At 66.3% G+C, this 25,902-nt stretch carries 31 protein-coding genes and 2 pseudogenes; 18 read left to right on the forward strand and 15 right to left on the reverse strand.

Features of this window, described 5'->3' with window-relative positions:
• Nucleotides 1-24: 24 nt before the first annotated feature.
• From LK10_RS22360 to LK10_RS15105, 3 genes are all read right to left on the reverse strand, one after another.
• The gene (locus tag LK10_RS22360; RefSeq protein ID WP_197061955.1) at nt 25-2,742 is read right to left on the reverse strand and encodes a hypothetical protein; all 2,718 of its coding nucleotides are present in this window, start codon (nt 2,740-2,742) and stop codon (nt 25-27) included.
• 275 nt (nt 2,743-3,017) lie between these two features.
• Nucleotides 3,018-3,323: a helix-turn-helix domain-containing protein gene (locus LK10_RS15100; protein WP_043125332.1), complete on the reverse strand. Its 306-nt coding sequence runs from the start codon at nt 3,321-3,323 to the stop codon at nt 3,018-3,020.
• 300 nt (nt 3,324-3,623) lie between these two features.
• Nucleotides 3,624-5,138, reverse strand: a complete 1,515-nt coding sequence (locus tag LK10_RS15105; protein WP_043125334.1) for a recombinase family protein — start codon at nt 5,136-5,138, stop codon at nt 3,624-3,626.
• A gap of 823 nt (nt 5,139-5,961) precedes the next feature.
• Between LK10_RS15105 and LK10_RS15110 the strand changes: the two genes are divergently transcribed.
• From LK10_RS15110 to LK10_RS21985, 3 genes are all read left to right on the forward strand, one after another.
• A complete protein-coding gene (locus LK10_RS15110; protein WP_156144196.1) occupies nt 5,962-6,711 on the forward strand; it encodes a hypothetical protein in 750 nt (249 codons plus the stop codon).
• Nucleotides 6,712-6,829: 118 nt separating this feature from the next.
• A complete protein-coding gene (locus LK10_RS15115) occupies nt 6,830-7,357 on the forward strand; it encodes a hypothetical protein (protein WP_156144197.1) in 528 nt (175 codons plus the stop codon).
• A 7-nt stretch (nt 7,358-7,364) separates the two neighbouring features.
• Nucleotides 7,365-7,550 (forward strand): hypothetical protein, encoded by a 186-nt coding sequence (locus LK10_RS21985; protein ID WP_156144198.1) that lies wholly within the window; start codon nt 7,365-7,367, stop codon nt 7,548-7,550.
• A 492-nt stretch (nt 7,551-8,042) separates the two neighbouring features.
• Here the strand turns inward: LK10_RS21985 and LK10_RS15120 are convergent, their stop codons facing one another.
• The 4 genes from LK10_RS15120 to LK10_RS15135 form a co-directional block, all read right to left on the reverse strand.
• Nucleotides 8,043-8,336, reverse strand: coding sequence for a hypothetical protein (locus tag LK10_RS15120; RefSeq protein WP_043125341.1), 294 nt, complete (start codon nt 8,334-8,336; stop codon nt 8,043-8,045).
• A gap of 111 nt (nt 8,337-8,447) precedes the next feature.
• A complete protein-coding gene (locus LK10_RS15125) occupies nt 8,448-8,801 on the reverse strand; it encodes a hypothetical protein (protein WP_043125343.1) in 354 nt (117 codons plus the stop codon).
• A 310-nt stretch (nt 8,802-9,111) separates the two neighbouring features.
• Entirely contained in the window at nt 9,112-9,459 is a 348-nt protein-coding gene (locus LK10_RS15130) for a hypothetical protein (RefSeq protein ID WP_052207419.1), read from the reverse strand.
• A 148-nt stretch (nt 9,460-9,607) separates the two neighbouring features.
• Nucleotides 9,608-9,829, reverse strand: a complete 222-nt coding sequence (locus LK10_RS15135; RefSeq protein WP_043125345.1) for a hypothetical protein — start codon at nt 9,827-9,829, stop codon at nt 9,608-9,610.
• Nucleotides 9,830-10,316: 487 nt separating this feature from the next.
• Between LK10_RS15135 and LK10_RS15140 the strand changes: the two genes are divergently transcribed.
• The 9 genes and pseudogenes from LK10_RS15140 (at nt 10,317) to LK10_RS15180 (ending at nt 15,218) form a co-directional block, all read left to right on the forward strand.
• Nucleotides 10,317-10,664, forward strand: coding sequence for a hypothetical protein (locus LK10_RS15140; protein ID WP_052207420.1), 348 nt, complete (start codon nt 10,317-10,319; stop codon nt 10,662-10,664).
• A 119-nt stretch (nt 10,665-10,783) separates the two neighbouring features.
• Nucleotides 10,784-11,278, forward strand: coding sequence for a hypothetical protein (locus LK10_RS15145; protein WP_043125348.1), 495 nt, complete (start codon nt 10,784-10,786; stop codon nt 11,276-11,278).
• A 169-nt stretch (nt 11,279-11,447) separates the two neighbouring features.
• Nucleotides 11,448-11,882, forward strand: a complete 435-nt coding sequence (locus tag LK10_RS15150) for a hypothetical protein (protein ID WP_043125351.1) — start codon at nt 11,448-11,450, stop codon at nt 11,880-11,882.
• Nucleotides 11,883-11,889: 7 nt separating this feature from the next.
• Nucleotides 11,890-12,264, forward strand: coding sequence for a hypothetical protein (locus LK10_RS15155; RefSeq protein WP_043125353.1), 375 nt, complete (start codon nt 11,890-11,892; stop codon nt 12,262-12,264).
• 90 nt (nt 12,265-12,354) lie between these two features.
• The gene (locus LK10_RS15160; protein WP_156144199.1) at nt 12,355-13,011 is read left to right on the forward strand and encodes a hypothetical protein; all 657 of its coding nucleotides are present in this window, start codon (nt 12,355-12,357) and stop codon (nt 13,009-13,011) included.
• 119 nt (nt 13,012-13,130) lie between these two features.
• Nucleotides 13,131-13,643 carry a helix-turn-helix domain-containing protein gene (locus tag LK10_RS15165; protein WP_043125357.1) on the forward strand — a complete coding sequence of 171 codons (513 nt, stop codon included), beginning with the start codon at nt 13,131-13,133 and terminating at the stop codon, nt 13,641-13,643.
• Nucleotides 13,644-13,668: 25 nt separating this feature from the next.
• Nucleotides 13,669-14,211 (forward strand): annotated as a pseudogene (locus LK10_RS15170) (PIN domain-containing protein); the annotation flags it as partial.
• A 309-nt stretch (nt 14,212-14,520) separates the two neighbouring features.
• Nucleotides 14,521-14,925, forward strand: a complete 405-nt coding sequence (locus LK10_RS15175; protein ID WP_043125359.1) for a hypothetical protein — start codon at nt 14,521-14,523, stop codon at nt 14,923-14,925.
• Between the two features lie 110 nt (nt 14,926-15,035).
• Complete coding sequence (locus LK10_RS15180; RefSeq protein ID WP_043125361.1) at nt 15,036-15,218, forward strand: hypothetical protein; 183 nt, start codon at nt 15,036-15,038, stop codon at nt 15,216-15,218.
• Nucleotides 15,219-15,683: 465 nt separating this feature from the next.
• On the opposite strand, the gene LK10_RS15185 is transcribed toward LK10_RS15180, so the two are convergent.
• On the reverse strand, nt 15,684-15,998 hold the full coding sequence (locus LK10_RS15185) for a helicase associated domain-containing protein (protein WP_231567797.1): 315 nt from the start codon (nt 15,996-15,998) through the stop codon (nt 15,684-15,686).
• Nucleotides 15,999-16,195: 197 nt separating this feature from the next.
• On the opposite strand from LK10_RS15185, the gene LK10_RS15190 reads away from it, so the two are divergent.
• A complete protein-coding gene (locus LK10_RS15190) occupies nt 16,196-16,420 on the forward strand; it encodes a hypothetical protein (protein WP_156144200.1) in 225 nt (74 codons plus the stop codon).
• 236 nt (nt 16,421-16,656) lie between these two features.
• On the opposite strand, the gene LK10_RS15195 is transcribed toward LK10_RS15190, so the two are convergent.
• A complete protein-coding gene (locus LK10_RS15195) occupies nt 16,657-16,944 on the reverse strand; it encodes a hypothetical protein (protein WP_043125370.1) in 288 nt (95 codons plus the stop codon).
• A gap of 289 nt (nt 16,945-17,233) precedes the next feature.
• Entirely contained in the window at nt 17,234-18,304 is a 1,071-nt protein-coding gene (locus tag LK10_RS21505; RefSeq protein WP_081998600.1) for a DUF805 domain-containing protein, read from the reverse strand.
• Nucleotides 18,305-18,848: 544 nt separating this feature from the next.
• Between LK10_RS21505 and LK10_RS23070 the strand changes: the two genes are divergently transcribed.
• The 3 genes from LK10_RS23070 (at nt 18,849) to LK10_RS21990 (ending at nt 20,186) form a co-directional block, all read left to right on the forward strand.
• Complete coding sequence (locus tag LK10_RS23070; protein WP_081998601.1) at nt 18,849-19,157, forward strand: RNA polymerase sigma factor; 309 nt, start codon at nt 18,849-18,851, stop codon at nt 19,155-19,157.
• Entirely contained in the window at nt 19,154-19,318 is a 165-nt protein-coding gene (locus tag LK10_RS21515; protein ID WP_081998587.1) for an RNA polymerase sigma factor, read from the forward strand. Before LK10_RS23070 ends, LK10_RS21515 begins: the two co-directional genes overlap by 4 nt.
• 136 nt (nt 19,319-19,454) lie before the next feature.
• A complete protein-coding gene (locus LK10_RS21990; RefSeq protein ID WP_156144201.1) occupies nt 19,455-20,186 on the forward strand; it encodes a hypothetical protein in 732 nt (243 codons plus the stop codon).
• 85 nt (nt 20,187-20,271) lie between these two features.
• Here the strand turns inward: LK10_RS21990 and LK10_RS20995 are convergent, their stop codons facing one another.
• Nucleotides 20,272-20,778, reverse strand: a complete 507-nt coding sequence (locus LK10_RS20995) for a MarR family transcriptional regulator (RefSeq protein ID WP_052207423.1) — start codon at nt 20,776-20,778, stop codon at nt 20,272-20,274.
• 44 nt (nt 20,779-20,822) lie between these two features.
• Between LK10_RS20995 and LK10_RS15215 the strand changes: the two genes are divergently transcribed.
• Entirely contained in the window at nt 20,823-21,485 is a 663-nt protein-coding gene (locus LK10_RS15215) for a hypothetical protein (RefSeq protein WP_043125375.1), read from the forward strand.
• Between the two features lie 332 nt (nt 21,486-21,817).
• A pseudogene (trpS, locus tag LK10_RS15220) lies at nt 21,818-22,806 on the forward strand (tryptophan--tRNA ligase).
• A 210-nt stretch (nt 22,807-23,016) separates the two neighbouring features.
• Here trpS and LK10_RS15225 read toward each other — a convergent pair.
• The 4 genes from LK10_RS15225 to LK10_RS15240 form a co-directional block, all read right to left on the reverse strand.
• Nucleotides 23,017-23,370, reverse strand: coding sequence for a hypothetical protein (locus LK10_RS15225; protein WP_043125377.1), 354 nt, complete (start codon nt 23,368-23,370; stop codon nt 23,017-23,019).
• Nucleotides 23,371-23,669: 299 nt separating this feature from the next.
• A complete protein-coding gene (locus tag LK10_RS15230) occupies nt 23,670-24,080 on the reverse strand; it encodes a hypothetical protein (protein ID WP_043125379.1) in 411 nt (136 codons plus the stop codon).
• 272 nt (nt 24,081-24,352) lie between these two features.
• Entirely contained in the window at nt 24,353-24,775 is a 423-nt protein-coding gene (locus LK10_RS22710) for a toll/interleukin-1 receptor domain-containing protein (protein ID WP_231567794.1), read from the reverse strand.
• Nucleotides 24,776-25,287: 512 nt separating this feature from the next.
• Nucleotides 25,288-25,887, reverse strand: a complete 600-nt coding sequence (locus tag LK10_RS15240) for a TetR/AcrR family transcriptional regulator (protein ID WP_043125384.1) — start codon at nt 25,885-25,887, stop codon at nt 25,288-25,290.
• Nucleotides 25,888-25,902: the final 15 nt, after the last annotated feature.

Raw genomic sequence — 25,902 nt, forward strand, 5'->3', positions numbered from 1 at the left:
CGCGATGTGGTCCGGGCTTTTGGATCAGTACGGCAGGCGGTCAGCGTCGCCGGGGCTGGCCCCGAAAGGCATCGCGAGCATGCGGTGGAGGTAGGGGTCCAGAGCATGCAAGGGAAGCATCTGAGAGGTGCGCTCGGGTCTGCGGGCGTTCTTCCAGTCGCCTTCGGAGACCGTCCCGAGCCCCCACTGCGCGAGCCAGGCGATCTTGTCGGTGACGGTCATCGATCGGTCGGCCAGGGTGGGAATGCTGACGATGCCCTGGCGGTGCGCCATGACGATGCTCATGAGCACCGAGCGCTGGGCGGTGACGATCCGGCGGCCCTTGCCGTGGGTGTACTTGATGTGCCATGCCGCCCATTCATCGACGGTGCGAAGGCATCCGGTCTTCGACATCTCGCGAGCGATCTCTCTCGCGCGCAGGCACTCCTCGACGGTCTCCCACGGCTCGGTCGTGAAGGTCGCCATCTCGTGACGCGATCCGTCCGGGAGGGGGACGAACTCGGCGGTCATCGAGCCCATGACGGGGCGCCGCTTGAGGTCGAAATCCATGGATCGGGGTGCCGACACCCAGGAGGGCAGGAAGTCTTTGCGGTTGTCCTTGCGGGAGAGCTCGCTGAAGCTGGGGAACCGCTTGTATTTGTTCTCGACGCGTCCCGTGCGGGTGACGACCAAGGTCAGCAGGTGCTCGCGGTCCTCCGGGCTGTCCTCATCCACGCCCTCAGGGCGCTTGATTCCGTTGTGGGCGCAGACCCCGCCGGGCGAGAGCGAGACGTTGCCGCGGGTCGTGAAATTCACCAGATCGTTCTGACGGTGCTTGTCTTCCCATATGGCCGGGTCACCGGTGAGAGCCGTACGAGCCTCCTGGAGGTGATCGGCCAGCCCGTAGAGATCGAGGTCGTTGACGTCGTCAAGGGTCATGTCAGTGATGAAGCCGTCGGTCGTGACGCTGTAGACCGCACCCCCGCGTTCGGTGATCTGGTTCATCGTCGCGAGCAGCTGCGCCCTGACCAGACTCGTCGACGTCGCTGCATGGTAGGGACTGGTGATGGCGGAGCCGCCGACGCTGTCCATCTGCTGCTCGTGGGCGTTCCATGCGCGTTGCTCAGCGACGTCCTGGGCGGTCTTGCCGTAGACCGAGCTCGCCGCTGTCTTCAGCGTCTGCTCTTCAATGGACTTCGCGCCAAAGAGCACCTTGGCGGTGTTTCGGTCGTCGATGAGCTGCTTCACTCCGTGACGAAGTACTCGTGAAGGACTACCGTCCTCGCGCGTGACAGGTGTTGCGGTGTAGCCGATCTGGCAGAAGACTTCAGCACCGAGGGTGAGCGCGAGCCACAGCTCGGGGCCGCATGCCCAGGTGCCGGCCGTTCCCTCGCTGGTGCGCGGATAGACGAGCGTGTTGTCAGCGACGATCGGCAGGCACGGGAAGCCAACGTCCGGAGGGAACGCGAAGGACACGAATCCGACGATCGGTGTTGTCGGCTCCGGCACGTCCGCGAGTGTGAGTCGGCGTTTGTTCACGGTGGTGTCGATGACGCCGACTTCCCAATCAAGGTCCTGGACGAGCGACATGGCGGTCGGGTAGGCATTCTGCGCATCTATGTCGACGGTTGGATGGGGGTAGTAGCCGGGCGCGCTGCACGCGTTCAGACCCCCGTGGTACGCCTTGGCATAGGCGGACATCAGCTGGTCGGCTGCACCATCGACGGGACGACGGAGACGTTTGCCGTAGAAGCTGAGCTGGTCATCCTCGTCCACGATCTCCACGCCGTCCTCCTGGACGAGTCCGGCGAACAGGAGCCGGAAGTCGCTAGGAGACTGGACACCGAAATAGTCGGATCCCGCCGCAACGAGCGCAGCAGCAGCGCCACCGCTCAGGGTGATCGGAGGGATGACGCCATCGCCCCAGAGCCGCGCGAGGTATTCGACGACGATGACGGCATCGTTGACGCCGTACTCGAGGAAATCGACGAGGTGGGCGGCCCGGTAGCCAGTCATGTTGAAGATCCAGTTGTCCGGGACCTCGAGCTTCGGGACATCGCATGCAGGCCCGATGACCGACAGGCTCTTCTTGCCGGCAGGGGCGTGGCCCATTGTGTCCCGGACGGTCACAGACAGTACCCGCCACCAGTCGCCTTGGCCGTCGCCGCGCTGGAGGCGGAAAGGCAGGAGCGTGACGAGACCGCCGGCAGCAGACGTGAGCCGCGTGAGGTGGTCCGTGACGAACCGGTCGTCGCGGAAGGCCGTGAGATCAGCGGACCCGTAGTGGGACGCGAGCACTATCGGAACCCGCCAGGGCGCCAGGGCCGCCGCACGGGCCTCCCAGTCACGGGCATCCGCCTCCCACGCCAGCGCGGCATTCTTCGCGGTCCCGTTGGGAGGCTCGGCAAGCACCCGGTCTCGGCGCACGCCTCGGTCGTCGACGCCGTCGGGCACGAACGGGGAGTGCCAGAGCCGGGCGGCCACGACGACCTCCCACAGCGCGGCGTGGAGGCTGATGCGTCGCTCATCGAGAGGCAGGATGACCATTTCGACCATGAACGCCGGATCGAGAGGGTGGGGGACTGCGAACTGGTACGAGTCGATGACGCGCGTGCCGGAGCCGGTGGTCGTGAATTCCGTGTCGAAGCCGACGACGATCCCGGCGCGGCCTGTGCCCATGGCGCGTACCGAGGGCAGGTCGCCAAACGAGATAGGTGCCGCCGAAGCGGTGCCTTGAATGGGCTGCGCTGGCGGCGGGGTCATAACCCCGTAATTCGGGGGGCCCATAGGGGGCTTATGACCCCGTGATGAAAACCCCGGAATTCCGGGGAAGTCGACCGCTCCTTTGCGCTCGATTGCTCCGGGCACCTTCAAAGTGCCCGGAGCAATCGAGCGGTTCTGAGCGGAATGGGCCGGGTGCGCCGGGGACGTGTGCGCGGCGAAGGTGCCCCCGCGTCGAGTGCGTCGGGCGAGCACCTGGAAGCGTCCGCCGCCATCCTCGATCTCGTGGGCCTTCCATCCGGCAGGCACCGGGGCGCTCATGCAGCACCTCCACCTAGGAGGCCGGCGAGGCGTTCGCGCTGTTCCTTCGAGAGCCGGGGTGCGGAGGCGACGAGCCGGTCGATGGCGGCACTGACGGAGGCGTGCTCCGTCGGGCGGCCGACGACGGGCTTGACCATGGCCTCGAGGTCGGTCTCGAGGATGACATAGCGCCGTCCAACCCGCTCGGCAGGGAGTTCGCCGGAGGCGATCTTCTTGCGGAGGGTTGAATACGCACCGTAGCCACGAGCGACGCCTTCCTGAAGCGTCAGTCGGGCAGGGGGAGCAAGGGTGGCGGCAGGCAAAGGCCCGCTCCTCTCATGAGGAGTGAGCACCTTGTACCTCTTACAGGACGCTACCGCGCTTGACCCTGCCAGGGTCGCTTCCGGCCGACCCAACCTCACCAGACACGGCTCAGAGGCTCATCATGCGCTGGTGATCGCACTCGCCAAGAGTTTGGGAACATCTCTCGACGGGAGGGATCCCGTCCCCTTTGCCCCGTCGGGTGCACCTGACCGGATGGTCAGACAACTACAATTGTAGCGCTCCTTGACAGCAGAATAACGTCATTGCTGTCGTCGGCGAGTCGCGTGTCGGGTCCTGATTCACCGCCATGTGACCGTGACAGAATCTGGATCGAAGGCCTTGACTCCCCGAGGATGCGGATGGAGCCGCACCTCGCAGAGGATCTCGATCGCCTGCCGGCGGAGGGCTAGATCGCCGGCATCGAAGGCGGACAGGGGGTCACGGGCCTTCAGAACGCTGTTGTGCGACATCCCAAGCGAGAGACGCAGGCGCTCCACCTCCAAGGTGTCAATAGCGGCGTTTTCCCTGTCACGAATGCGCTTGAGATCGAGCCCTTCAATGAGCTCGTCGTCGTAGTCGCGCTGCGCCCTGTGGATCCGGGCGCGGCGTTCGTCGATCTCAGTCTTGATTTCCAGCATTCGTGGCTCATCAGCAGATGGCAGGAGATCGTGGAGGTCCGGCAGCGCGAGCCGACGGCGGACAGCTTCCACTACGAAGTCATCGATCTGCTCCCGTGACCGCATGATGTGTCCCGCGCACCGGTAACGCTGACCGTGTGCCTTCACCGGCCTGTCGCATACCGCACACCGATACAGGCCTGAGCCAAGATGCTTCCGGTCGGTCCCCGTCCGGTTCGAGATTCGCGCAGGGTCGTCGAGGCGGTCCTGCACAGCTTCCCAAACCGGAAGAGCCACAATCCCGTCCCAGTTGCCGGTGATCGGGTCGCCGTGCTCGTCACGTAGGATCTGGGCCCGCCAGGATCGCCGCCGATCACCGTTGGCCAGAACTTCCTTCGGGGTGTATGTGCTGTAGCCGGCATAGCGCGGGTTGCGCAGGATGCCCAAGACGGTTGACGACACCCAGGGACCGTCCTCTGGAACCGGGCGTGGCTGGAGGCCTTCTTCGGCGCGGCGGGCGTTGCGCTCGATCATCAGGGTCCTGTTGTGCCGGGGGAGGGCCGGGAGGTGGGGAACATCTGCACCCCGGTAACCGGACAGAGCCGCGGCAATCGCGCGCAGCGACGCCCCAGAGGAGAACGCGGCATACATCTTCCTGACTGCTTCCGCCTCGTGCTCGATGACCTCACCGTTGGTGGCATAGCCGAGCGGGCGTACTCCCTTCGGTGGCCTCCCTTGCTCGGCGCGCTGGCGCTGAGCCCGCGACTGCCGTTCGGCCTTGACCTCGATCTCGTTGCGGGCGATCGCCGAGAACATGTCGGCCGACAACCGGCCAGCCGCTGTCGTGCAGTCGATGTCAGAGCCCTTGGCGAAGGTCAGCAGTACATGATGCCGCTGGGCTGCCTCGATGATTCGGACGCCGTCTGTCCGGTTGCGCTCCAAGCGGGGCCATTCCTGGGCAACGACGACGTCGATGAGCCCAGCTTCGATGTCCTTGAGGAGCCGTTCAAAGGCTGGGCGCTTCTTGTGCCCCTTGCCGGAGATGTCGTTGTCCTCGTAGACGCCGACGGCTAGCCAGCGTCGGGCTGCGATCAGCGCCTCGGCGTCCTCCCGGTGCCTGTCCACGCCGAGGCGCGTGTTCTCGCGGTCTTGGGAGATACGCAGGTAGACGGCTGCACGCCGCTGCTCGGAACCCATGAGGACACGCTACAGCTTATTTTGCTACAGAACTTTAAATAGATCCGGCCGCACCGGACGGGCCCTGCGCAGGGCGGTTCCGCGGGTGTTTTTCCGCCCCCAGTTCGCTGGCACAGTGTGGATCTTCCTCGGATTATCGAGGAGAAGAGCCCGTACCGTTTCTGGGTTTCAGAGACGGGACGGGCTCTTCACGGGTTGGTCAGTCACCCTTCAGCTTCCGCAGGTACTCGTCGATCGTAAACTCGCCGCGGAGACAGGCATTGATGTTCTCGACGGTCTCAGGGGTGGGCGGCAAACCATCCAAGGCCCAGCTTATCGACCGTGGCCTCCAGCTGCCTGTGTCCGATGGCGTGGCCGCCGACGACGGCGTGCCTGGATAATTCACCGCCGGCGCCTCAACGGTGGTCCATGTGGTGGGCGTCGAACCAGTGGTGCACTAGCTGCCCCAACGTACTCCGGAGAGCGTCGTCGCAGCTCTGCGGGGGCAGCCGCCGAGGCTTCGGCCGTGCTGTCTGAGGGGCCGCCCGAGGGGCCGAGCGCGTCCTGAGTCCGTCGCTGGCGTAACAAAGAGAGCCGGCTCCGTCATCTCCGCGACGGTCCAGTTCTGTCCATCGGGACCGGAGACTGCTCGTCGCCGAGCAGACCTATTTTCCTACGGCTTTGCCGATGACCGGCGGACGGGGTTCTGCCCGGTCGCGCGGGCCGTCTCACCGAGGCTACCGTCGTCCTCATGACTCTCCATGTGCGACCCAGAAGGAGCCGGCGCGGAGCGTCGAGTGCGAAGCGATTGCGGCGCTACGTGCGGCCCACAAGGACCTACGACATGGGGATCAGCAAGGAGGCCCTCGCAGCCGGGTGGCGCAACGTCCTCGCAGCCCGGCTGCGACTCAAGCGCGACAAGAAGTTCCGGCGCCGGACCCCGCGCCGGGTGTGGTTCCTAGCGGAGATCAACCTGCCGCAGGTGCACCCCCGGTACCGCGTCCTGCACACCGAGGTCGGTCGTCGCATTCACAGTCTGGTCGAGACCCCGGCCGTCCGGGCGCCGAACTTGGCCGATGGAACAGGCCCGGTCGCGGCGGCAGTGGAACCCACGGAGGAAGGCAGAGATCTGCCACCACAGCCTGCCTCCCGTGCCCCCGTTGTTGTTGTGGCGCCCGCCGCAGTCGACGCCGGCGAGGCCGAGCATTCGGGCAACGTCACCCTCTACCTGGCCAAGGAGCTGAACCAGTGGCTGTCAGAGCACCATTGGGCTTCCGGCCTCTCGTACCCGGACATCGTGCTGGACGCCGTCAGCTGGGCAGCCGCGGGAGACCGATTCAGCGAGATCTTCTCGCCCGACAGCAGCACCGTCCCGCTCAACGACATCTTCGGGCGGCCGCGTGTTCCCTCCCGACCGTCACTGGGTCCATCCGAAGCCGAGACCCGCGCAATGCGTGTCCGCAAGGACCACCTGAAGGTGATCGACGCACTCGCCAGCACCTGGACGGGTGGCAACAGGAACGCCTTCCTCGTCGATGTCCTCAAGGCCTATCGCGAGGCCTGTCGTGGGCAAGAGAGTCAGCGCTTGGTGTGACGGGGGCCGATCATCCGCGAGCGGCACCAGATCCGCGTGCTTCTCGCAGCGCCGCTGGCCCTTGGCGGCTGATTGGCCCGCTGCCATGATGGCCGCAGATGCAGAAAGGGGGATGCCGATGTCTGCTGGCGAGGAGCGATCCCTGCCCCGGAGGGAACAGATCGCCCTGCGGATACGCCACGGTATCCGCATGGCCAAGCTGCGGGTCGCCTTGGACGGGGCCCGGGGACGTGAGACCCCACCCGCAGTAGTGCAGCTGTCGCAGCTGCCCCTGCCGCTGCTGCCGTCGGCTGTTGAGGAGCGATCCCCGGCGTCGAGGGAAAAGACGGCGCTACGGATACGCCACGGTATCCGAATGGCCAAGCTGCGGGTCACTTTGGACGGGGTCCTGGGACGTGAGACCCCTCCGGCCGTGGTGCAGCTCTCGCAGCTGCGCCTGCCGCCGCTGCCGTCGCCTCTGGAGGCCCTGAGGTCGCCAGAGGGGAGGCTCCGGAAGGATCCGGAGTCACGCAGGGAGACGGCCCTCTACCTGCGCCGCTCGATCCGGGCCGTGCGGCTGAGGGTTGTCCTGGACGAGGAGCTCGGCCGGCCCACTCCCGAAGCAGTGAAGCAGCTGTCCCGGTTGAAGCTGCCGCGACTGGAGTAGCCGCTCGGTGGCCTGCCCGACTCCCAAGCCCGTGGCCCGGCTCTGCTGCCGATCCTCGTCGACGACAAGCAGGACGAAGTCATGGACGGTTCCGAACTACCTCGCACGCCTGAACCTCAACGACGGAACCGTCACCCCGCTGGAGATCTCCGGCACCAACGTCGTCCCCCACGGCGTCATCTACATGCCCTGAAACAGGGCCTGAGCCGGGCCGAGGGCCTCGGACCGACACCGCGTCGGTCCGAGGCCCGCGCGGTATCACTGCCTGCCCAACGGCGATGTCAACGACAAGACGGCGGGGGGCGCTGAAGGAACCGGTCAAGAAGCAGAAAATCGTCGGCACTGGGATCTCGGCGTCGTCTTGCTTCCTATGGCCTCCGAGGCGCAGATGTTCCGGGACACCCGAGCGGAGATCCCAAACTAGACCAGGACGGGGACGCCTGAGCACCTTCCAAAGTGAGTCGTATTGGCCCTCGTTCCCGTTGGCATGGTCATCACGAGTCTGGACGCATTTTCGAGTCCATGAGCCTGGGCGCAGGATCGAGCCGCATCGGCTCGGCCGCCCGGACTAAGGGGCGGCGGGCTAGCTGGGGCAGCCGATGAAATCCCACCATGCGCGCCAGTGGCTGCATCCCAAGCCACGATGCGTGTACAGGGATGAACCCACCCGAGGCTCAGCATTCGCCTACATAGGCTGTTGAATTCGTCCGCTTCTGCGAGGGGATTCCAGCCAGCGGCGCCCGCGCACGACCGCGAACGCAATCGTGCCGACAGGTGGGATAACGACAATCATAAGCACCCACAGGATTCGGACCCGACGGGGCAGGCGCAAATCCGTCGCCGCCATTACGAGGACTATGACCCAAATCAATGCGAGCAACAGTGTGGGCAATGCCGCCAGCGCAGCAAGCCAATAGTTCGGCGGCAGCGGGCTGGCCGCCGACGTGGAAAGGAACATCACTACGAGTTGCTGGCCCATTCTCCACTCCCCATGCACGTCAAGTTGAACCCAGACATCCCACGATCCGTACTAGCGCACCAGCTGATGCAGTCGCTGGTGCTCCTCTTTGAGAGCGCCAGGGTTCCGCGTTCAGATGCGCGGCATGCCGCCCAGACCGCCTCCGCCTCCTAGAAGCGGTGGCTTGGGGAAGCTGTCCGGGTCGTGGTCCTTGTACTCGCCGCGCGAGTCCCTCGTGGCGACCACCGCGAGACGTCGCCGCCGGATCACCAGGGATGCGATTCCAAGCGATACCGCACTCACCATGCAGAGGATTCCGGCGACACCGGCCAGCAAGGACATGCCTGCGGCCGCGCCGGTGACAGCGAGCCAGATGTCATAGCCGAGCAGCGCCGCGGGCAGCAGGAGGAACCCCGCCGTCGTCATCAGGCTGTCCGGGAGCGCGAGCCGTTCGCTGCTGTCCCGGTTCTTCGATGCTCGAATCATCAGTCCCCCCAAATCGTGGACACCGACCGCCTTGCAGGCCACGGGCCCTGGATTCCCCGGCCATTGCGCCTGAGCCAGCCAAATCTCTCCCCGCGAAGAGGGTTCTGTCAAGGCTCCGCGCAGGCCATGATCGGGTAAGGGATCCAGGGCATTCTCGGCCCCTTGTGTGCTACCCCACCGTCTGACGGCAACTGCGATCGCCTCCGGTCTGGACTAGGAGGCGGCCCAATAGGTGTCGATGACACCTATTGGGTATCTGCGTGGCCGAGGTTGGTCCGCATATGCGGGACTGACTGATGGTTGCGGTGCCTCAAGAACAGGTTCTGAGGAAGCTCGTAGCGGCGGAACGTTCGTGGAAGGTCACCGTGTGGCCGACGTCGTCTCGGAAGATGGCCGTCGGGCCGTCGACCGTCATCGTTCCCGATTGGTACGGGTTGCCCCAGCCTGGGGGTGGATTGCCGTTGCCGTCGTCCAAGGGTTCTGCGGCAACGTAGAAGGTGTCGCCCACGCGTGTTTCATAGACTCCACAGTGGGTGTAGAGCATGAAGGTCGTCGCCGTCTTCGTCGAGGCTCCGGTGGTGACGCCCGTTGGCGCGCATCCGCACAGCACGGCCAGAGACGCTGCGACGGCGATGCCGCGGATATGCCGTGCTGCCATGGGCCAAGCCTCTCGGGAAGGTGCTTCACCGGTCAAGGGTCCACACCAGCCCCAACGTGTTCCGCGTGGGACAACAGCGAAGAAGACACCAGGATCGACCGCCTCTGGAGCGCGGGACGAGTCAGGTCAATCCGCCTTCACGGGTTGGTCAGTCACCCTTCAGCTTCCGCAGGTATTCGCTCGCGGAGAGTCCACTGCGCAGGAATGCGTTGATCTCTTCGATGGTCTGACGGTCAGGTTCCATGCCCTCCAGGGCCCAGCTGGCCATGGTGTCGATGGTGAGCTCGTGCATCTGCTCAGGGGTCAGGACGCGGTCAGCCTGCTCGGGGGCCGTGGGCATCGGGTGTGTGCGTTTGCGGGCGGTAGCCATGGCGGCCTCCTCTGCTGGTTCTCCCAGACTATCGACTGGGGTCTCACGGGGCGCCTGTGCTCGACGGAGTGGCTGTCAGTGAGGACGTGCTCGGCATACTTCGTTCGCGCCCGCCAGAGCGCCGGCCGGTGAAAAAAATGCAGCCCGAAGGCTGCAAAGTGTGGACACTCGGATACCGCTCTTGGGCCAGCATTGGCCACGAGGGACCGCACGATGGCCGCACGGGACCGCGATTCCCGCTGATCCGGGCCTCGTCCTCTGCTGGCGGGCCTCCAGGAGAACCGCTGGCCCAGAAAGCGCCCATTCTTGGGCCGGAATTGTCCCAAGAACGGGCGGCGTCACGCGGCTCCCCTCGGGACCCGGCCCGCTTCCGCCCAGGTCTGGCCACTTAGTGGCCAAGAACGGGCCCTCCCTTGGGCCCCCAGGTGTCTGGGCAATCGTCTGAGTGGCAGACGGAGGAGCGCCCAGCGCATGCGATAGTTGCGGCATGAAGCAGGGGAAGCGGATTGTCGGGGGAGTGGTCGGCACGGTCGCTGTCATCGGCGTCACTTCAGCGGGCATTCAGCTCTGGAACGTTCATCGGATGACCTCTGACTGGATGCTTTGGCCGAAGGCGGTGCCCTCCAAGGTCCAGTTCGCTGATCGTGATTATCAATGCGGGCCGAACCCGGTACCAAACACGCACTCGCTCGAGGGGTTGACCAAGCAGGGAAGGACCGCCGGTGGAGCTGACATCTACGCGGCCGACCAGGGGGCACAGAACAGCACCGTGACTTGGATCGTTATCGCGACGGGCCCGGCAACCTACGCATGCGATCTCATGGGCGGCCCGTAGCCACAAACAGGCTGTTGACGGAACGGGCACGATCGTTCCCATGTCGATTGCCTGCGCGCATACTGGGGCCACTCAGCGCCCGATTCGGCGGTCGTCTTGAACAGGGATGGAGGCCTGGAGTGGTCCGACGTCGAGCCCTGCCCGGAACCGTACCGGCACGTGGCGGTCTCTTCGGCGCGGCCGTGCTGTTCACGGTCGCGGCGCTGGCCGGCTGCGGCCTCGGGCCGAAGCCGACTCCTTCCCTAGACCAGCTGCGCTCCGACTCGGTGACCTCCGTGCAGTACCCCTCCGCCGCGCTTGTGGGCACCGCCGCTGCCGACAGCAACAACGACTTCGGCCCGAACTCGGCATTCCTGGACCGGACGTGGGCGACCAGGGGCCAGGCCTCTGCGGTCTTCGCGTTCTTCGACCGCAAGCTGGTGTCGCTGGGCTGGACGCGCCACGACGGCGCCGGCGTCGGCACCACCTCGTGGTCGGACGCCCAGACGTGGACACTCGGGAAGCGCATCTACGAGGTCGCCATTGACGCACGGGACCATGCCGGGCGCGTTGCAGCACTCCACCCGGACGTCGTCGCCACCACGGACACCGTCTTCGAAACCCTTCAGGAATAGCGACGCGCATTCTCGCACTTGGTGGGCCCTTCTTGGGCCAGCGGTGTGGATCGCTCTTTGACGGCCGTGAGCAGGCCGTGGAGTGAGCTATCGGCCTCAGCGAACTCGAAGTTCGAGAACGAGAGGCCAGCAGCGAGGTCTAGAGCGACGGCCCGAGTAGGATCCGGTCATGATGTCTGCTCGACCGAGGGTCATCTCGGTGCGGCACGGAGGTATTCGGCCGGCTGGCTCCTGGCTCTATGTCTGGATCGACACGGCGGACGGCTCGATCGCCTATGTGGGTGCTACCGGGTTCGACCCGGAATTGCGGGCGTACCTGCACCTAACGAGCCAGAACCCCGATCACGGGCGGGTGCGAGCAACCGTTCCGGACTACGAGAAGCGCGACTTTGACGTGCTCTCGTTCGAGCTGGCCGAGGATGTACCGCGGGATCAGGCGAAGAAGTTGCTGATCGCGAGACTTGGGGAGGAGCGCCACATCGAGACCGAGGACGTCGGCATCGAAGCAGTGCGCTCTGTAATCGACCCCATTGTCGACGCGGTCGAGGGATACATCGGAGCGCTTCGTTCTGTCCGGCCCTGTCCCGTGGCAGGCAATCGATAGGAGTGGAATGGATTTCCCTCCCACGTGGGACCGTGCCCGCCAGGAACCGGAGCGGTCCCAGCCGCGCAGGCAATCCCCTGGCATGCGGGGTCTTCGCATCGCCGTCCTGGCCGCTGACGCCCTGCCTCTGCTGGCCGTCATCCTCATCCGTTTGGCTTTGCCTCCGCACTCCGGAGAGGACGGAGAGGCTCAGTTCTGGGCCGGACTCTTGCTGGCGTACGCCCTGACTCTCCTCTTCGGATTTGCTCTGGTCCTCAACGTCATTTACCTGATCGCACTCGGAATAATGCGCAGACGCTACGACAACGGATACGGCCCGATCTCGCGCGCCCTTCTGTTCCTGCTCCCGGCGGCCGCGACCCTGGGGCTCATGATTCGGTGAAGACCCTTGCCGATGATTACACTCCTGTGCCGAATTCGGTTCACCAGTGAAATGCAGCTGAGTGTGTCGGAGTCCGCCAAGCGGCTTGGAGTGTCCGAACGTCGCGTACGCGCCATGCTTGGGGCCGGCGGCATCGGCGGCGAGAAGATCGGCGGACGCTGGATCGTCACTGATCTCGATCGGGGCGCCGTCGAGCGCGCGCCGATCCGGCCTCTCTCCCCTCGGGCATGCTGGATCCTCATCGACTCCGCCGACGCTTCCCGAGCGCGCGCAGCGCGCGTGACGTCGGCCGTGGAGAAGCATAGGCTCGGTGAGCGTCTCGGCCGGCTGCAGGCTGCACCTGATCCGCTGCCGCTCCTGCGCGCGTGGCTCGTCAACCGCGCTGTGTTGCGCGGGCTTCGCGCGAGCCTGGAGGACCTGAAGGACCTGCGCGCCGACTCCAGGCTGGCACTCTCAGGGGTCTCGCCCCCGGAGGCCGGTCTCCTGGCCGGCAACGAGGTCGAGGCGTATATCTCAGCGGCGGACCTGAGAGACCTGGTCGACGACTACCTCCTCGTCGAGCCGCGACCGCACAGCCCCGCGAACGTGGTGCTCCACGTCGTCTCCGCCGAGGGCGCTGAGAGTCTGGCCGGTCACAGCGTCCCGCTGCTTGCCATCGCCGCGGACCTGGCCGAGCGCCCTGGGGTCCGCGAGCATGATGCCGCCCGCGACCTGGTCAGGAGGATTCTTGACGATCAATCTGCCTGACATGCCGGAGCCCGGAAGTCCGGACGCGCAGCCTCTGGGCGGTAGCCCGAGAGGCGCGTATGCTGGAAACGATCAAAACGAGCGGTGTGCTCGTTTTGTCTGATGGAAGGAGGAAGGCCATGGCACAGACAGCAGCCGCCGCGCCGAGCGCGCTCCTGCCTTCGGCGGAGCAGGCGGAGGTCATCGACTTCATCGAGTCCCTCCGCGCACGCGGCGGCACGCCCGCAGAACCCAGCGCCCGCATCGTCTCCGCCGACGGCACGCGGGGCGTGGTGATCCCGGAGTCGATGTTCCAGATCCTGGTGGACGTCGCCGAGGCGCTGAAGGCCGGGCTCGCGGTCACCGTCGCTCCCCGGCACCTGGCGCTCTCGACCCAGGAGGCCGCGGACCTCCTCCAGATCTCACGGACCACGCTGGTCCGCCTGCTCGAGTCGGGCGCGATCCCCTTCGACAAGCCCAGCCGCCACCGCAGGGTACGGCTCGAGGACGTGCTGGAGTACATGAAGCGCCAGCGGGCGGCCGCAGCGCAGGCCCTGGACGACATGGTCGCTGACGCCGAGCGCCTCGGCATGTACGACGTGGCCGGCGAAGAGATCGCCGATGCCCTGAAGCACGCGCGCAGGGCACGCTGACGGGTGGTCGGCGCTCCTTGACGCGTGCGTCCTCGTCCCGAGCGTCAAGAGGGTCGTGCTGCTGGAGGTCGCCGTCCAAGGCGTGTGCCGGCCCCTCTGGAGCGCTGAGATCCTCGACGAGACCGAGCGGGCCATCCGCCGGATCCGAGACGTCCGCGGCGAGGACGCAGAGGTCACCTCGGGCTACATCGCCCGGCTCCGCTCCCAGTTCGGGGTGGCGTTCCCCGATGCGATGGTCACGGGCTGGGAGTCGATGGCCCACGTCTTCGACCTCCCCGATCCCGACGATCGCCACGTCGTCGCGGCAGCTGTCGTCGGGCGCGCCGACATGATCGTCACCGAGAACGTCCGGGACTTTCCGCGCGACCGGCTCCCCGATGCCCTGTTCGCCGAACCCACCGACGCCTTCCTGCTTGACTCGCTGGACCTGCACGAGGAGCGCGTGGTCCGCGCAGTGCGCAACGTCGCCCGGAGGACCGGGAGGTTCGGGCTGCCTCGGTCCGCGTCGGAGATCGCCGCCCAGACCGGCTGCCCGGGATTCGCGGGCGCGATCGAAGGGCTGATCTAGCCCGTGGCAGACGACGAACCACAGGCAGCGCGCCCGGCGCCGCGGTTCCTGACGCCGAAGGGCGTCCAGGAGGAGCTCCAGATCTGCCCGTCGCAGGGTTTCCTTCCCGCCGAGTACACTCGCGCTGTTGGGGGAGCGCGGGCAGTTAGCGAGCAGCACCCGCAGTCAGAACCAAAGCCTTGGCCAACAGAACCTCCGGTAGGGCTGTGGTCGAGCCAGCCCCCGAATCCGGCGCCGGTCCTCTGGCAGGCTCCTCCGGCAACACAGCCCCGGCCGTGGCCGACCCAGTTCAACCCGGCGCACCGCGGGATGCGGTTTGTCAGCGCCCATGAGGCCGAGTACTCCCGGCGGTGGCGCCTCGCCATCGGAATCGCCGGGCTCGTCCTCGAGGCCGAGGGCCGCTACGTCTCCCAGAGTGCGATGACGAACGCGGTGCTCATCATCGCCGGCTACGTCCTCGTCGCACTCGCCTACCTCGCCGTGGGCATCTGGAACATCCTTGCCCGCCGTGGGGTATCGGCAGGCCCCGTGAGCGCCAGCCTCGTGCTCTCAGCGATCGTCATTGCCCTCATCGTGCTCCTGCTGGTCCGGTCGGCCGAGACCGGAGTCGCCCCGCAGTTCGGCGGGATCATCACCAACGTGCTCATCATCCTGCGCTCGATACGGATCCTGCGGATGAAGAAGGAGCCGGTTCCGTACGCGACTGGATACTGAGGCGTGCCCGCGGGGCCTGGGTCCGGTTGGGCGGGCCGTGGCCGAACGCCGACACTGCCACCCGATACATGGAGATCGGCCCCTCGATGAGAGGCGGCTATAGTCCCGCCATGGGCGCCATCTCTTCGACGAGGATCGTGAAGGTCCGCTTAGGACGCGTACAGCCAAGCGGCTCGTGGCTCTATGTCTGGATTGATGTCGAACAGCGGGCCGTGGTCTACGTCGGCGGGACGGGACGAAATCAGCGGCGCTCCGAGTGCGAGCACGCCACGCACCGAACCGAGGTGAGCTAGCGAACCAGAGCGACGCATCGCGGCCCCTCCGTTGCGTAGGATCCATTCCTTTGTGGGTCACCAATCATTGATGGAGCACCACCGGGGCCGCCGTCTTGCTCTCCGTCGAAACGACAAGAAGTGGACCGTATGCCATCTCGAGCTCGGCTGCCGCAGCCGGCGAAAACTTCTGCAGGTGCAGCAGCACGACCACGTCCTGCACGACGTCCGGCCCGTAGGAACTGAAGATGCCGCGTCACAGACCTGCCGTCGCCGCTAATGCTGCTCCACCGCCTGCACGTCATGATGATCCGGCGATCCGAGCAGCGGTGCGACCGCACTGTGGTTCCCTCAGCAGGGGCCAGCAGGATTCCTGCACGGGGCCGCCCCGCCGATCAGCTGAGCCTATTGACGCTGCGATGGAGGGCCGCCACATGGCTTCCGGTAGTTCCCCGGCACAGCGCGGAGCCGTGCTCGCCTGCCCTGCTACTCCATGGCACGGGCTCGGGCCAGAGGGGGCGCGGGTGTGACGGCGTCGAAGGCCCAGCCTGCCCCGAACGCGCGGTCGATCATCCGCCGGCGTTCCGCGGACAGCGTTCCGCGCCGGGCGTCGGCCCGCTGGGCCTCGAGCCATCGGCCGAGGCTTGCTTCGTGCGGGCTGGCGGTCGAAGGCCGCGGTGTCCGTCCGTGGCTGCCTTGGAAGGCGACGGCCTGCTCGAGCATCCTGCTGAAGACCTCGTCGCTGCTCTGCGACGGCAGCTGGATGCCGGTGATCTGCCATGCGAGCTCGCGTCTGAGCATCTCGTCCACGTGATTTCCCCAATGTTTGGAATAATGCGGCCCAGCCCACATTAGACATGTCAAGTGTGTGACGCCAGAGGACCAACGCTCTCGGATCAGCAGGCTCGTGCCCGACGCGGGGCACGCCCCCGCCCCCACTTCCACGCAAGGCAGAGAGCCACGACAATGGCCGTCACCGACGAGTCGGCTTTGCCTGCTTGAGCGAAGGGTCCGTCTGGCACGCCATCGACATGCTCCGGGTTGTCGCCGCGCACCATCGGAGCGCTGACGTGGATCAGGACCGGATCCACGTGATCTTCGCGACCAACGGCCTCCGCAGCGACGATTCCGACAGGCATCCTGCCGTGATCTCGGTTCGCGACTTGGAGGCTGCCACTGCTGTTGACGAGTTCGTCCTGAGAGTCGTAGTGGAGGACAAATAGCGGTCCCTCATTAGCGAATTCAGCATCGACAGAAGGTCCTGGAAGCCGCTGGACACCTCGTTGGAGGATCTCATCCGGAGGCGCCCTGAAGATCTGGACCGGATCACAAAGTGCGTGGTCGAGCGCACCCGACCAGACTGGCACCCAGGCGCAAGCGATGTGGAGGAGTGGCTGGACTCAGGGACCACCACCGCCCTGGCCGACGGGTACCTCTCCGGCAGCTGCCCTGACAGGCCTCACCTCACAGGAACCGTGTTGTCCTCGTACAGGAATGTGGGTGAGAAGAGGGGGATCGCGCTGGGGGGCAGCTTGTAGCAGAGCATCCCGTCACCGTTCTGGTCCGCCGCCCGGATCTTCTGGGCGAACTGGGTGTTCGCGGCGAACCCCACCACGTAGTCCACGGTTCTGAGCTGCCAGCCTGCCGGGCACCCATATGCACCGGGATCGGCCTTTGCCGGTGCCGCGACGCCGAGCGCCGCCATCCCTGCGCAGGCTGCCGCCAGCGCCGCTGTCTTGAGTCTCATCACGTGCTCCTCGATGTGCGTCCGAGACCAATTCACAGCCCCCAGGCTCGCGGTGGATTCGCGACCGCCCAGTGCTGTCGGCCGCCTTGACCCCCGCGCCGGATCGTATGGATCGCCAATGGCAGCTTCTCGAACGACGGGGCGCACGACAATACGCGCCTATGCGTACCGTCGTGCTCTCAATAACGGCCGAATGCCGTGATACTTCGGGCTCAGCCGCTGCCGGCTAAGCATCACGTTGGCATCGCCGCCTCTGGCGGCAAGGCAGCCGACATCTCCGGGGCGCCCCCTAGCTGCAGGTGATCCTGTCCAGCCTCACCTGGTCGCCCTTCAGCGTCGCGCTGAACGGCACGCCCACCTCCAGCGGATCCCCCTGGACGAGCATCATGATGGACTGCGAGCTGCTCCCCACCGGTGTCCCATTGCTCAGGAGCGTCATCTCCACCGTTCCCCCGTAGCACGTGCCCGACGTCACCTTCTCGATCAGTACCGTCGCGCAGCCGCCGCCGAAGCTCGTGCACGCGTTCTTCCCGGACTCCCATTTGAAGTACAGGCTGCTGCTGTACTTCTGCCACCCAGGGGCCGACTCGACCTGTGCGCGAAACGCAGCCTCCCTGGCGTCGGTGGCCGGGGCAGGTCGAACCGGGACAGCCGGGACAGCCTGCTGCCGGGGCTGGACGGTCTGCTGCGTGCGCACCGCCGCGGAGGTGGCGACCGACGCCGTCTGCCCGGTCTTGGACTGCTCGGCAACGGAGACTCCGGCCACGATCAGAAGCAGGAGGACGAGGCCGCCGACGAATGCCAGCACGAGGCGTCGATCCCCGTCTGATGGGGCGGTGGCCGTGCTGGCCGCAGCACCGGTCGGCAAGGTCTCCGGCGGCGCCGCTCCCTGCTCTGCGGGGGCCGCCGCCGCAGTCAGGTCAGCCAGCGACGCCGGTGTGTTGGCACTGGGCAGGTCGAATCGCGAGCCGCGCGAGTTCGACTCCAGCGCCAGCATGACCAGCACGGCGATGGAACCGAAGGGGACAAGTCCCAGGAGCAGCCACCACCCGCTGAAGTTCGCGTCGTGCAGCCGTCGCACTGCGAGAGCGAGGCCCGGAACGAGGGTCGCGAGTGACACGACCAGGCCGCCGATCACCACGAGCCCGACCCCCGAGCGATCACCGGAGGAGCCCGCAGCGTACCCGATGCCGTACGCAACCAGGGAGGCGACAGTCCCGAGCAGCCACATCAGCCAGTACTCGCTCCGGCTCGCCCGCCCCGTGAACGTGAGGCCCTTCTTCCAGAACCGGACGAACGCCTCACCGAAGGCCGCACCGTGGCGCGGCTGGTCGAGACGCGGCTCCGGCGACTGCATCATGGTCACGGCGACCTTCTTCCCCAGCAATAGCAGCGGACGGCGTCAGCGTACGGCCCAGCGCGCCCTCGCACCAGAGCGCTCCACTTGCTTCCCTAGCATGACGCCCGACCGCCGCTGGCGCCGTCACGTCCCTAGCGCTGCACTCGACAGCCGATACATCGAGAATGCAAGACGTCTTAGCCCGGATCACTCTGTCGGCTATCGACTGAGTGCCGCACCAGACGGAAGGTTAGGGAAGCCTCAGAAGCGGGCCTGAGGCGCTCTGCGGGGCGCCCGCGGCTCCTGAGCAATGACTCCCGCCGAGGCCCCCACGCCGGGCGCTTCCCGGGGACAGCATCTCGGGACCAACGCGCAAGCGGGGCGCCGCGGACGCCTGTGACACGCGGTTCGGACCGGCGACGGTGCAAACTGTGCTCGTGAGCGACCCCGTCGACCGGCTATTACTTGGGGGCTCATCTGTGACTCCTCATCGTCACCACCATACGTTCAGGCACACCGGGACCTGCCATCGACGTAGGCAGGTGTCCGTCCACCACAGGAGGAACTGGTCTCGATCACCTTCCTGGAGGCCTGGAGGCAGAGGACCAGCCTCAGACCGGAGAAGGACACGCTCCTGCCGTGGCTCCTCGGAGTCGCGACCAACGCCGACCGCAACCGCACCCGGGCCTCTCGTCGGCACGCTGCGTTCCTTGCCCGGCTGCCCTACTCGAACCCCCGTTGGGGTGAGAACCAGTCCGACCACGCAGACGCAGTCGCCTCGAGGCTCGACGCCGAAAGAGCCGAGCGCGAAATGCTCGACACCACCGCCGGACTGACCGACGGCGAACGCGACGTCGTCCTACTGTGCCGATGAACGGGTACGGCCAAGGCGAGGCCGCCAAGGCCCTCGGGATCCGGCCGGGCACCGTGAAGTCGCGGCTCCACAGGGCACTCGCCAAACTTGCCGTCTTGAACGCTGGCACCGAATCGGTGGACCAGGTCCACGCCGCCTTCGTTGAAGCGAGGATGCTATGAACCTGAGCGAGATCTCCTACCCGAAAGACACGAAGAGCCGCGTCCGGAACCTGCTCGTCCAGGAAGCGCGCCGGGAGCCGAAGCCCGCGCGCAGGTGGCGAAGCCTCCCTGTCGTCATGTCGTCGCCGGTGCCACCGTGGCAGGCACTACCGCCGCCGGGATCTACACGGCGCTGGCCCCCGTGAACGACAAGCGCGACATCCGCTGCTACTTCCACGCTGACCTCACCACGGTGCACCATCTCAAGCCACCGCAGGAGGGCGCGATGCCCCCGTACGTCACGGCCGGCATTTTCGATACCGATGGATCGAACGCGACGAAGGACCCGAAGACGGGCCATCTGGTCACCGGGATGAAGCAGGTCAGCGACCCGGTGAACCTCTGCAGCCGCATCTGGAGTGAAGGGATGATGAATCCCGACGGGATCACCAACGACCTCATCCCCGCGGACTTCGTGGCCCCCGCCCCCGGGGATCCGCACTCGCGGACACGACTACGAAGACCAGAACGGCAGTCCGCTCGTGCCGGATCCGCACCTGCTGGGGACCTTCGGGCACTACATCCCACACCTCAGCGAATGCGTCGTGGACAACACCGTCGCCGTCATCCCCGGCGGCCCCGAAGTCTGCGCCCACCTCGGAGTCCCGACGCTGCAGAAATAGCCCGCTCCGAACCGGGTGGTCCCGAGTCAGTCGAACCACCAGCCGTGCACGACCCTGACGAGCTCATGGACCGGGCGGCCCTGCACGGCGATGAGCACGTCATCAAGCTCACCGACGCCGTGCTCGACACCTACGCGGCTACGGGCGATCCCCTCCTCCTCGCAGCCGCGACGGCATGTGCCGATCGGATCGAACCACCGCTCTGAGCCTCCGCTGACCGGCCACCGATCGTCCGCCGACGCGGGATTTCGACTGGCGGGCCGCCGCCGAATCGCTGCTGGCCCTGGCCGGTCAGCCCGAGCGATCGGTGCGGGGGACTCCATTGCCCGGTCGCTGATCGAGGTAGTCGTGGATGAAGGCGGTGTGTTCGGTCAGGAAGGCGGCGATGTCCCGCAGCGCCGCGTTGGAGCGCGCAGCCGCTTGCCGGGTTGTGGCCACCTCGATGGGGCCGAAGAGGTCGGCACATCGTGCCTCTGCCTCTTCGGTCATCGTGACCCGCGTGCGGCGGCGGTGTTCCGGATCTGGGGAGCGGCGCACGTACCCGGCGGCCTCGAGCCTGTCCAGCACGGCACTGGTGGCCCCCGTGGACATGCCCAGGGCTGATGCCAGCGCCGCAGGTGAGTCGGTGCCCGAGCCGATCATGTCCAGGGCCCGCTGGTCCGTGCGGTTGAGTCCCAGGAGCTGGGCGGCGTACTGGTCGAGGCGGTCCTGCGCGACCGAGAGATCGCGCAGGGCGTCCACGACCTCGTCCTGGGGGGCGCGCAGGGACGCTGAGTGGGGTGTTGACGGGTCGATCACGGATACGATATTACTCCAATATGGAGTTACTCGAAAATAGAGCAATGCTTCGTGGTCAGGTCGTCCGCCGGTTCGCGGTCGCGGCCGGCATCCTCGGGCCCCTGCTTCTCGTGGCCTACTTCGCGACGCCCGCCTTCGTGGGCTGGCCCTACGCCGGCGCGGACCCGGACCAGCTGGTGGCCTATGCGAACGGCCACACACTGCTGTTCTACGCGGGAGGCTGGCTTCAGGTGACGGGGGCGGCGGCCAGCATCCTGTTCTTCCTCTGGATCGTGCACCGGTCCCGCGCACGGGGCACGCTGGCAGGTGTCGTCACGAGCACTGCTGCGGCGGTGCTGCTGGCGGTCGTCTGCGTCGAGGCGGCGCTGCTCGAGGCGGTGCCGATGGCTGCGGCGGCCGGGGACAGGGCGACCGTCGCGACGGCATTCGCCCTCTCGAACGGGGTCTTCGCGCGCATCTTCGGTCTCGCACCGGCGCCTCTGCTGCTCGGCGGGATCGGGGCCGTGCTGCTCCCCGGAGGGCTTCTGCCCCGGTTCCTCGCGTGGTCGGCGATCGGCTTGTCCGCCGCATTCGTGCTCTCCGGGATCGCCGCCGTCTTCGGACCCGTCGGGTTGATCGTGTCCATCGTGCTCTCGGTCCTCCAGGCGTTCTGGACGGCCGGGGCGGCCATCACGACCCTCGTCCGGCGACCCGGCCGCCCCCGATGAGGCCACCACCGCCGCGTCGTAGTTCCCGCGGAGACCGAGTGCAATGGAACACTCGGGGATCACGGACTGAGGGGATGGGCCGGAAGCGCAGAGTCTCGATGATGATGCACCGCGTTTACGCCGGGCAGCGGACAGACCATCGGGGGCAGTGCTGGTGATCTTTCACGCGCAGGGTGGGTGCCGTGGGCTACGCTTTTTTCATGCGTTCCCTCCGTTCTTCGTGGTGGTGGCTGCGGTAGCAGCCAGGTGACGCATGTCCGCGGGCTGCATGGCAGCCCGCGGTGGTCGCGGTGATCCGTCGGTGCAGCCCCTCGTCAGGAGGGATGATCGGAATGGATTCGTTTGCTGCGACGCGTTCGCGGGTGCAGGGGCTCGAGGGCCGCATCAACGCCGACCCGGAACGTTTCCGGGTCCTCACTGGGGAGCGCCCGACCGGGCTGCTGCATCTGGGCCACTACTTCGGCACCATCCGAGAACGAGTCCGCCTGCAGACCCTGGGTGTGGAGACGTTCGTGATCCTGGCCGACTATCAGGTCATCATCGACCGGGACACTGCGGCGAACGTCGCGGTCAATGTGCGCGAGGCTGTGCTCGACTATCTTGCGGCCGGTCTGGACCCGGCCCGAACCACGGTCTTCACCCATTCGGCCGTCCCGGCTTGAACCAGCTGGTCCTGCCGTTCTTGAGCCTGGTCACGGAAGCGGAGCTGCACCGCAACCCGACGGTCAAGGCCGAGCATGCCGCGTCGGGCAGGGCACTGAGCGGGCTCATGCTGACCTATCCCGTGCACCAGGCAGCGGACATCCTCTTCTGCAAGGGCAATCTCGTGCCTGTCGGGAAGGACAATCTCCCGCACGTCGAGCTCACGCGCACGATCGCGCGCCGCTTCAACGACCGGCACGGGCACACCTTCACGGAACCGGAGGCCCTCGTGACGGACACCCCGGAGATCCCGGGTCTCGACGGGCGCAAGATGTCGAAGAGCTATCGAAACGCGATCGCCCTGTCGATGACGGAAGATGAGACGGCTGCGGTGATCCGCCGGGCCCGAACTGACGACGACCGCCGGATCACCTACGACCCGGGACGCCGTCCCGGCGTCTCCGGGCTGCTCTCGATCGCGGCCCTGTGCAGCGGGTCGACCCCTGAAACGATGGCCGAACAGCTGGGCGATGCCGGAGGCGGGGCCCTGAAGCGGATCGTCACAGATACGGTCAACGCATTTCTGGCTCCACACCGCCAGAGGCGCTCCGAACTCGCGGCTGAGGCTGGCCTGGCCGACCGGGTGCTCCGCGCCGGCAACCACGGGGCGCGCGGATAGTCGTTAGACATCGCTGACAGCCGTCCAGCAGGACCAGACGGGGAGCTCCCACATCGGCCCAGCCTTCCTCCTGCTCTTGGCTGCCTTCCCGTGGGGTGCCCTCGCATTCTTCCTCGCTCGACCGTTCCGCCGTCTTCCCTGAGCCGAAGCAAGCCCGCGACGGCACTCGGATTGCCTGCCTCAGTCTGAGAGCGCGATAGGCTAGCGCGTTCAGATGCGCGGCATACCGCCCAGGCCACCTCCGCCGCCCAGAAGCGGCGGCTTCGGAAAGCTGTCAGGGTCGTGGTCCTTGTACTCGCCGCGAGAGTCCCTTGTGGCGACAACCCCGAGCCGTCGCCGCCGGATCACCAGGGAAGCGATTCCAAGCGATACGGCACCCGCCGCGCAGAGGATTCCGGCGACACCGGCCAGCAGCGACATTCCGGCGGCCTCGCCGGTCACAGCGAGCCAGATGTCATAGCCCAGCAGCGCCGCTGGCAGCAGCAGGAACCCCGCCGTCGTCATCAGGCTGTCGGGGACCGCCAGCCGTTCGCTGCTGTCCCTGGCTTTCGATGCTCGAATCATCAGTCCCCCCAATCTTGGACGCCGACGGCCTGCCTGGCCCCGGGCCCCGGATCCTCCGGTCAATGCGCCGGAGCCAGCCAAATCTCTCCCCGTGGAGAAGGTTCTGTCAATGACCCGCGCAAGCCATAATCGAGCTCGTCGCCGCGCACCAGCGGGACGGCTGGGTGGTTCGGGCCCATGACAGAGCTGAGCGTCGGCGGCGCGGAGGCACGGCTAACTTGTGGCGATCAGGGGATAGGGGCGCAGACGAGAACCCGGTCGATCCGGGGCCGTCCGTACCGCAAGACGAACCCGACTGGTTACCCGGCAGACTTTCTCTCCCGTGCGTTGAGGCGCAGGCGCTTCATTGCTGTGACGGGGTGGCGCATGACGTCACGCCGAATTTGTTCCCTCTCCTCGCGGAGGACCATCTGGGTATATCCGCTCGACTGCACTTTTCTGGAGTAGTTGGCAAAGGCAACACGAGCATCGCTCCACCGGCGTTCTGCCGCCTTAAAGCGCTCCTTGTTGACGTCCGATGGATCCGCAGCGAATTGGCTACCGACGTGTTCAACTGCCGAGTACGAGTGCTCCAAGTGTTCCAGCAGAGTGAATCCCTCACGCTCGGGAAGAACCGCGCGCCAACGATCGATCGGATAACGACTCGCAGCGATGTGGAAGTCACCACCCCGCGTCTGAGGGTTCCAGGCCACCAGCTCCAGATCCTTCATCGCAACTTTCCACTCTTCCCATAGATCGTCGTGCCGTTCCCGTTTCGCTCGCCTCCGATCAGGGATCCAGAAGAACAAAGTTGCAAGAACACCGGCCGGGACACCCAGTCCAAACCCGACGAGAGCATTGGGCCAATCGATCACTTTTTGTAGGCACCCCCTGAGCAGTTTCGGGTCTAGCGGAGAGCGGGTTCTTCTGCCAGCGTTCCCCGCCTCGGCTGTCTTGACGGATTAAACCAGGGGCGGCCGTAGAGAACGTACTACACGTGCAATTAGAAGGCGTCGATCGAAACCAACTCTCGGATCTTGGCGGCGATCACTTCCATGGTGTCCTCCGCCGTGCTCAAACCGCTTCGGGAACCGAGCAGGGGACTGACGTCTCGCAGTTCTTCGTATGTCGTACCGTGGACGATGGGCACGAGCAGCTCACGTGCTAGTAGCGCTGAGAGCTCTTTCTCGGCGATGCCTGCTGCCTCCAAACGGCGCAGGAACGCACGCGTGACCAGAACGAGACCGGCTCGAGACCTGGCCAGCCCCTTATCGATTTCGCGCAGCAGTGGCGTGCCGAGCAGCACGTTCTTCTCGCTAAACCAGACCGACACGCCAGCCGCCTTCAGCCGATCGTGCAACTGGGCGGCCGCACCTTGTCTGTCGTCCCAAGCGTGGCAAAGGAAGACATCCCACCGGTCGGGCACGGTCCCCTGCGTCTCGATGTGCTCTCGAATTGGAGTTAGAGCCCTTACTTGAGCGGGCGTGTATGCGACCGATGAGTTGCTGGGTGACCACCTCGGCCGTGCAGTGCGTGACGAACCGCTCGTAGAGCCGCCGGAAACACCTCCACCAGGTAGCGTGTAGTTCGGTATGTACGAGGGGCGATATGAGTAGGAGAAGGAGCCTCGTCGACCGTGAACCGGGCATGCCGCTGCGCCGCTTGCTGTCTTGTGGCCGTGGACCGGCGCTGTACATCCGGTCATGCTCAGATACTAGGTCGCGAAGGTGCCAAATCTCGTCTACTCGACCCGGTAACCTCGACGAGCATCAACGAGGCATCGCACCAGCCCCGCGTAGTGCGTGCCGACGATTCCAGAGGGTTTTTGGGTACTGAACGTGGTGGAGTTCCGCTTCAACGTGTGATCCGGGTGGGGCAAGAGTGGGCTAGCCGACCTTCGACCGCCGTTGAAGAGTAGCGGGGCCCCACGCCCGGGCCTCAGAGCCGCTGGTCGCGGATGGAGTTGACCATGCCGTGCAGGGACGCCTCCAGGAACCGCACGATGCCGTCGGCGTTCGTCTCCCGCTCGATCGCCAGGCTGATCAGGGTCTCCTCGGCGAACGCGACCCAGGACCGCAGGGCGACGCGCAGCAGCGTGGTGTCCGCCAGGCCAAGCTCGATGAAGGAATCGTACAGGCGCTCGGCGTTCAGGTCCCGTGACTCGTCCACGATCCTCCGCACCTCGGGGTCGCCGCTGGCAGTGCCCCTGACCAGCGAGTAGAAAGTTCCGCGGTGTTCCTGCACGAACACGGCGATCCTTAGCAGCGTGTCCCGGATCCGCTCGCGCGGCGCGAGGTCTTGGCGGGGAACGCTGGCGACGAGCAGGCTGTCCCGAGCCGTCGTGACCACTGCGCGGTGCATGCCCTGCCGGGTCTCGAAGTAGTGGAACACCAGTGGGCGCGAGACGCCTGCCCGGCGTGCGAGCTCGTCCATGGTCAGCTCGTCCAGCGCGTGGTCGGCCAGGAAGTTCACTCCGACGGCGATGAGCTGCGCCCTCCGATCCTCGGGGCTGAGGCGGACGCGCTGCTGCTCGGACACAGCAGAAAGTCTACT

This window comes from Sinomonas humi (assembly GCF_000802235.1).
In the GTDB taxonomy this organism is placed as follows: domain Bacteria; phylum Actinomycetota; class Actinomycetes; order Actinomycetales; family Micrococcaceae; genus Sinomonas; species Sinomonas humi.

Coding starts and splice junctions, on each gene's coding strand:
- LK10_RS15175 (WP_043125359.1), top strand. CDS start 14,521: ATGCGGTTTGTCAGCGCCCATGAGGCCGAGTACTCCCGGCGGTGGCGC.
- LK10_RS15230 (WP_043125379.1), bottom strand. CDS start 24,080: ATGAAGGATCTGGAGCTGGTGGCCTGGAACCCTCAGACGCGGGGTGGT.
- LK10_RS15110 (WP_156144196.1), top strand. CDS start 5,962: ATGGGGATCAGCAAGGAGGCCCTCGCAGCCGGGTGGCGCAACGTCCTC.
- LK10_RS15140 (WP_052207420.1), top strand. CDS start 10,317: ATGAAGCAGGGGAAGCGGATTGTCGGGGGAGTGGTCGGCACGGTCGCT.
- LK10_RS22360 (WP_197061955.1), bottom strand. CDS start 2,742: ATGACCCCGCCGCCAGCGCAGCCCATTCAAGGCACCGCTTCGGCGGCA.
- LK10_RS15215 (WP_043125375.1), top strand. CDS start 20,823: ATGCTTCGTGGTCAGGTCGTCCGCCGGTTCGCGGTCGCGGCCGGCATC.
- LK10_RS15180 (WP_043125361.1), top strand. CDS start 15,036: ATGGGCGCCATCTCTTCGACGAGGATCGTGAAGGTCCGCTTAGGACGC.
- LK10_RS21515 (WP_081998587.1), top strand. CDS start 19,154: ATGAACGGGTACGGCCAAGGCGAGGCCGCCAAGGCCCTCGGGATCCGG.
- LK10_RS15195 (WP_043125370.1), bottom strand. CDS start 16,944: ATGAGACTCAAGACAGCGGCGCTGGCGGCAGCCTGCGCAGGGATGGCG.
- LK10_RS15115 (WP_156144197.1), top strand. CDS start 6,830: ATGTCTGCTGGCGAGGAGCGATCCCTGCCCCGGAGGGAACAGATCGCC.
- LK10_RS15150 (WP_043125351.1), top strand. CDS start 11,448: ATGATGTCTGCTCGACCGAGGGTCATCTCGGTGCGGCACGGAGGTATT.
- LK10_RS15125 (WP_043125343.1), bottom strand. CDS start 8,801: ATGATTCGAGCATCGAAGAACCGGGACAGCAGCGAACGGCTCGCGCTC.
- LK10_RS15155 (WP_043125353.1), top strand. CDS start 11,890: ATGGATTTCCCTCCCACGTGGGACCGTGCCCGCCAGGAACCGGAGCGG.
- LK10_RS15120 (WP_043125341.1), bottom strand. CDS start 8,336: ATGGGCCAGCAACTCGTAGTGATGTTCCTTTCCACGTCGGCGGCCAGC.
- LK10_RS15135 (WP_043125345.1), bottom strand. CDS start 9,829: ATGGCTACCGCCCGCAAACGCACACACCCGATGCCCACGGCCCCCGAG.
- LK10_RS15185 (WP_231567797.1), bottom strand. CDS start 15,998: ATGCTCAGACGCGAGCTCGCATGGCAGATCACCGGCATCCAGCTGCCG.
- LK10_RS21505 (WP_081998600.1), bottom strand. CDS start 18,304: ATGATGCAGTCGCCGGAGCCGCGTCTCGACCAGCCGCGCCACGGTGCG.
- LK10_RS15165 (WP_043125357.1), top strand. CDS start 13,131: ATGGCACAGACAGCAGCCGCCGCGCCGAGCGCGCTCCTGCCTTCGGCG.
- LK10_RS15130 (WP_052207419.1), bottom strand. CDS start 9,459: ATGGCAGCACGGCATATCCGCGGCATCGCCGTCGCAGCGTCTCTGGCC.
- LK10_RS15105 (WP_043125334.1), bottom strand. CDS start 5,138: ATGGGTTCCGAGCAGCGGCGTGCAGCCGTCTACCTGCGTATCTCCCAA.
- LK10_RS15225 (WP_043125377.1), bottom strand. CDS start 23,370: ATGATTCGAGCATCGAAAGCCAGGGACAGCAGCGAACGGCTGGCGGTC.